The sequence below is a fragment of the Mucilaginibacter sp. P5_A4 genome (genome assembly GCF_056400605.1).
In genome coordinates, this window is sequence record NZ_JBFUKX010000139.1 from 1 (window position 1) to 1,301 (window position 1,301).

The following is a 1,301-nucleotide window of genomic DNA, read 5'->3' on the forward strand; positions in this document are numbered from 1 at the left end:
CCTAAATGCTCCTTACCAATAAGGCTCAGTTTCTTGTCAATAACCAGTGTTTCTATATACTGACAAATAATTTGGAGTTGAAACGACTCTATTTTTTGTTTCCCGCCTTTTGTTAAAAAGTTCAGTATACTATCTAACGCTTCGTCTGTAACATCAAACGGGTTCGAAAAAAAATCTTGTTGCCGCTTGTAAGCTGGTTTCAGGATAGCTTCTTCGGCTTGTGTGGCGTCTAATGCGGTTAGTTCAAAAGTCTTGTGGTAAATATTGGGGATAAAGTCTTTTAAGCTGTTAAGCAGGCTCATTTTATCTCCGCGAATGGACATGAGCAGTTTAATGTTCAAAGGTTCATAAAGTAACTTCAAATCAACATTGTTGATAGCATCGGGGTTACTTAATGTTTTACTTTCAATGGCAGTTCTGAATTTTTGCGGAACATTTACATATAGTACTTCGGCCAGTTGCCTTTTAAATTCAGTAATTTCGGTTTCCGGGTAAGTAAACAGCTCTTCAAACTGATCAAGTACTATGAGTATGTTTTTTTTATGTGTTTTTACCTGGAGTGATTTCAGGATATGCCAAAGCTGTTCATCCTCAACATCTCCAACAAGTTGAGTGGTAAACGAAGTGTCATCTTTTTTAATCCGTACTTTTTCAAGTAAAGTTTCAATTGGTGTAATTTTGTTTTCAGACTTCCATGCACCAAACCGTATATTTATTATTTCATAATTGCCGGTAGCTTCTAAAATAGGGCTTAATCCGGCATTTAGTATTGAGCTTTTTCCTAAACCGGATTTTGAATAAAGCAAAACTAATTGTTCAACATTAATGAGTTTAAACAGTGCAGCAATATCGCTGTCGCGCCCAAAAAAAAGATTTTTGTCTTCTTTTAGAAATGGTTTTACCCCTGGGTATCTGTATCCTAAACTCATTGCTTTTTAATTAAATGTGTTATAAAATAGGCTTACGGGAATTGTTTATAGAAGAGATAAAATTTAAAATGCTACTGATAATGTTGGTAACTTCACTTTCTATAGCTGCCGGCTCCATCATTCCGTTGTTTTTTCTATACTCTAAGCGGTTAAACTTTAAGTTTAAAAAAGTTAGTGTATCATTTAAATCATTTAAATCGACATCGTCATTCACAATATCCCATAATGATTTAAATACCTCGGCAATTTTATCTTGTCCAATCAGGAATCTTACTTTATCAAATTCGGACAATTCCGGCTGTTTTGCCTCTTCCTTCCTTAGTAAATTTTCAGCCAAACAATTTTCACATAATGTTTCAATGAATTTTTCTA

The 1,301-nt window shown here is 34.3% G+C and carries 2 protein-coding genes; both read right to left on the bottom strand.

The window, feature by feature from the left end:
- Positions 1 to 929, bottom strand: a 929-nt coding sequence (locus AC1DQW_RS27660; RefSeq protein ID WP_477457015.1) for an nSTAND1 domain-containing NTPase, incomplete at its 3' end; no start/stop codon positions are given.
- A 19-nt stretch (positions 930 to 948) separates the two neighbouring features.
- The coding region (locus AC1DQW_RS27665; protein ID WP_477457016.1) for a hypothetical protein at positions 949 to 1,301 on the bottom strand (353 nt) is incomplete at its 5' end.